The sequence below is a fragment of the Enterobacter sp. SECR19-1250 genome, assembly GCF_013391025.1.
Classification (GTDB): domain Bacteria; phylum Pseudomonadota; class Gammaproteobacteria; order Enterobacterales; family Enterobacteriaceae; genus Enterobacter; species Enterobacter cloacae.
On the sequence record NZ_JACASJ010000197.1, the window covers coordinates 1 to 3,969 of the forward strand.

4 protein-coding genes are annotated in these 3,969 nt (G+C 57.1%); 2 read left to right on the top strand and 2 right to left on the bottom strand.

Features of this window, described 5'->3' with window-relative positions:
• Positions 1-97: 97 nt before the first annotated feature.
• The gene (locus HX884_RS25540) at positions 98-877 is read left to right on the top strand and encodes an MBL fold metallo-hydrolase (RefSeq protein ID WP_178328978.1); all 780 of its coding nucleotides are present in this window, start codon (positions 98-100) and stop codon (positions 875-877) included.
• Between the two features lie 25 nt (positions 878-902).
• Positions 903-1,880: a GlxA family transcriptional regulator gene (locus tag HX884_RS25545; protein WP_178328979.1), complete on the top strand. Its 978-nt coding sequence runs from the start codon at positions 903-905 to the stop codon at positions 1,878-1,880.
• Positions 1,881-1,940: 60 nt separating this feature from the next.
• Here the strand turns inward: HX884_RS25545 and HX884_RS25550 are convergent, their stop codons facing one another.
• Together HX884_RS25550 and HX884_RS25555 are read right to left on the bottom strand one after the other, a co-directional pair.
• On the bottom strand, positions 1,941-2,672 hold the full coding sequence (locus HX884_RS25550; protein WP_013094853.1) for a carbonic anhydrase: 732 nt from the start codon (positions 2,670-2,672) through the stop codon (positions 1,941-1,943).
• A gap of 115 nt (positions 2,673-2,787) precedes the next feature.
• Entirely contained in the window at positions 2,788-3,876 is a 1,089-nt protein-coding gene (locus tag HX884_RS25555) for an AAA family ATPase (RefSeq protein WP_178328980.1), read from the bottom strand.
• Positions 3,877-3,969 lie beyond the last annotated feature (93 nt).

Here is a 3,969-nt window from a genome sequence, read left to right on the forward strand (position 1 = left end):
AACCCAGACCTATGTGCCTCGTGTTTAACTGTCCAACTTTTTGGGGTCAGTACAGTCGCGGGCTATTCTCCTTATCACACGCACAGGAGAATAGCCCATGAACATCACACATATTCGCAATGCCACCCAACTGATCACGTATGCCGGTAAACGTTTTTTGATCGACCCGATGCTGGCCGCAAAAGACGCTTATCCCGGTTTCCCCGGCACGGCGCGGGCCGAGATCCGTAACCCAATGGTTGAACTGCCCGTTGACGTCAGCACGCTGCTGGACGCTGATGCGGTGATCGTCACCCACACCCATGACGATCACTGGGATCGCGCGGCGGTGGAACTGATCGCCAAAGACAAACCGATCTATGTGCAAAACGATCGTGATGCCGCGCTGCTGCGAAGCCAGGGTTTTCATAACCTGACAGTCATGACCGACGAGACCACCTTTGGTGATATCAGCATCGCGAAAACCCACGGCGGCCAGCATGGTACCGATCGCGCGTACGCGGTGCCGGAGCTGGCAGAGCGTCTGGGCGAAGCCTGCGGTGTGGTTCTGCGCCACCCCGACGAGAAAACGCTCTACATCGCGGGCGATACCGTCTGGCGTGATGCGGTGGCGGCCGATCTGCAAAAACACCAGCCGGATGTGGTGGTCCTTAATGCCGGATACGCGCATGTGATCGGTTTCGGGCCCATCATTATGGGGGAACAGGATCTGCTCAACGTTCACTTCCTGCTGCCGCAGGCAAAAATTGTGGCGGTCCATATGGAAGCCATTAACCACTGCCTGCTGAGCCGCCACGCGCTGCGGGAATACGTGGAAGCGAACCAGATCGGTGATGCGGTGAGCATTCCCCAGGACGGCGAAACCGTTATATTCTGAGCACCAAAAAGGGAAGGAGAGACAGATGCCACTTATCAACGTCGCGATTGTCGCGGTGGACGGGTTTAGCCCGTTCCACTACTCCGTTCCCTGTATTCTGTTTGGCGACGCGGTTTCCGGCGAAAAGCGCTTTAACGTGACGATCTGCGCCGAAAAACCCGGCGTTCTCACCTCAAAAGAGGGCTTTGCCCTCAACGCGACGCAGGATTTTTCAGCCATCGCGCAGGCGGATATTGTGGTGGTGCCCTACTGGCAGCACGTGCTGGATCGCCCGCCTCAGGTGCTGCTCGACAGCCTGGTGCAGGCAAGAAACAACGGCGCGGAAATCGTCGGGCTGTGTCTAGGGTCGTTTGTGCTGGCGTATGCGGGCATTCTCGACGGCAAGCGCGCGGCCACCCACTGGGAGTTTGAACATCACTTCCAGTCGCTTTTTCCGCGCGTCCAGCTTGATATCAACGCCCTCTATGTGGATGACGACAATATTATTACCTCCGCCGGGACCGCCGCCGCGCTGGACTGCTGCCTGTATATCATCCGTCAGCGCTTTGGCAGCGTGGTTGCCAACCAGATCGCCCGTCGGATGATTGTGCCGCCGCACCGCGAAGGCGGTCAGGCGCAGTTCATTGCCCAGCCGGTGCCGAAGGACACCCGCGACGCGCGGATTAACTGCCTGATCGACTACCTGCAGCAACACATTACCGAGCCGCATAATCTCGACTCGCTGGCGAAGGTGGTCTCGATGAGCCGCCGCACGCTGACCCGCCATTTTGTCAACGCCACCGGCATGACCGTGGCCGACTGGCTCACCGCCGAGCGCCTGCGGCGCAGCCAGATCTTGCTGGAAGCCGGCAATATGCCGATTGAACGCGTGGCCGAGCTGGTGGGGTTTAACTCTGCGGTGACCTGGCGACAACAGTTTAAGGCGCGTTTTGGCGTCAGCCCGACGGAGTGGCGCAAGACGTTTCGTATTCAGCCGTCTGTAGCCAGGCATGATGCGACATGAAGTAACACCGTCTTTTAGGCCGGGAGACCCGGCCTGCGGATGCTTTTAACTCACAACACCTTACTGAACAATCACGCGGCCGTTCAGCGGCTGAAGCGGACGGTTATTGCTGTGCTCAAGCGCTTGCTTAAACATCTCCAGCTGCTTTTCTGACAGGGTGACGGTGTTTTTCATCACCAGCCAGCGCAGCCCTTCGGTGCACGGTGGGGTGGTCAGCGAGCCGCTGAAGCGATAATAGTGCAGGTCAGCCGGAAACAGCGGACGAAGATCGAGGTGTTTATCAATCGAGATTTCGTGGTCCTTTTCCTTCGGAAGGCGCGCCAGCAGCGGGTTGAGTGCGCTGTTTTCCGGGCCGACCTCAAACATAACGGCAAGTACTGCGACGTCGCCCTCTTTGCTGGCATGAACAAAGTGCGCTTCCAGCGGGAAGGATTTGCCGTTGATCCGGTTTTCGCTCGGGGTATGGAAATGGTACTGGCGCAGGGTAAAGATCTGATCGTCCAGACGGAATTCATCTTCGTCGCTGGCGGTCACCTGCAGGGTATGGCCGTTGTTCACCAGCTTTTCGGCGGCGGTATGGAAATTCATCTCCAGCGGCGGCAGCGTGGCGTTATAGGCGTTACGGATATCGATGGGTGACTGGAATTTCCCGGTCTTGCAGGTGGCAAACTCGTCGCTGAGCTCGCCCCAGTTTTCCGGACCACTCTTGCCTTCATACGTCCAGTGTGGGGCAGACCCCGCAAAGACAGAGGCAGATAAGGCGAATAAGGATGCGGTCAGAATGTGTTTCATGTTGTGTCTCTCAGAATAAGAAATGCGCGTTAAAATACTGATGGCATTGTACTCTTTTCCAAAAGACCAGTCTTATATTGTGGTTATTTGCGTTAAAGAAAATGAAAGCCCCTTCTTACCCCAGCTTCTCCATCTTCGTCTCTCCCTCCGTCATTGACAGCTGATACAGCGAAAACGATCGGTGCTTCTCAATCAATGTCGCCAGCTCCGGCGAGTGGCTTGTGAGCCAGATCTGCGAGTAGCGGCTGGCCTCGGCAATCAGGCTTGCCAGCGCGGGCAGCATCTGCGGATGCAGGCTGTTTTCCGGTTCGTTGAGGGCGATAAACGCCGGTGGGCGCGGGCTTAACAGTGCCACCGCCAGGCATAAAAAGCGCAGCGTGCCGTCAGAGAACTCCGCCGGTTCCAGCGGGCGGCTTAAGCCCTCACGCTGCATCATCATGCGAAAACGTCCGCCGGTGTTGTCGCTGTAAAACACGCAGCCGGGGAAAGCCTGATCAAGAATGCGCATCAGCAGCAGTTCATCGCCAATCTCGACAATGGTCTGAAACGCCGCCGCGAGGTTGGCGCCGTCACTCGCCAGCACCGGAGAGCGGAAACCCACCTGCGGGGCTCGCATCATGGAGCCGCTTGCAACGGAAAACTCATGATAAAATCGCCAGTTACGCAGGGACTCGCGCATCTGCGACACTTCCGGGTAAAGGTGCGGTTCGCCGAGCTGGCCGAATACCGATTCGTTCTCGTACAGCGTGCCGCTGTGGGTCACTTTCTCGTGATGGACGTTATTCAGGAAAACCGCCTGATTTCTGCGCTTCATCAGCTGTGCCGACGGGCGGCGGTGCTGGCCGCTCAGCCAGAGCGACTCTTCCTTGCTCACCGGATCGAGCTGAAACTGCGAGGGATAGGGCAGCTTCTCAACAAAGCCTACCTGCAGCTCGTATTCGTAGGTTTCGGTTTCTACCGCCAGGTTCATCCCTCGCAGCTGGTCGCTGCGGGTTTTACCCGCCCAGAACACTTTCAAAATCCCGCCTTCATTCGCCAGAGCCTGAGAAAACTGCCCCTGCGCGGCGCTGTGCATCAGGTGGATCGCCTTGTAAATATTTGATTTCCCGGTGCCATTCGGGCCGAAGACAATGTTGAGCTGTTCCAGCTCCAGCGACATATCGCGAATTGAGCGGTAGTTTTGAATGTGCAGGGTGTTAATCACAGGCCGATCCCTTTTTTGCGTTATAGCCTGTATATATTTGGGTCTTCCCCGATCATGGTGGGAAGACTCAGAACGCCATATTCAGTTTTCCAT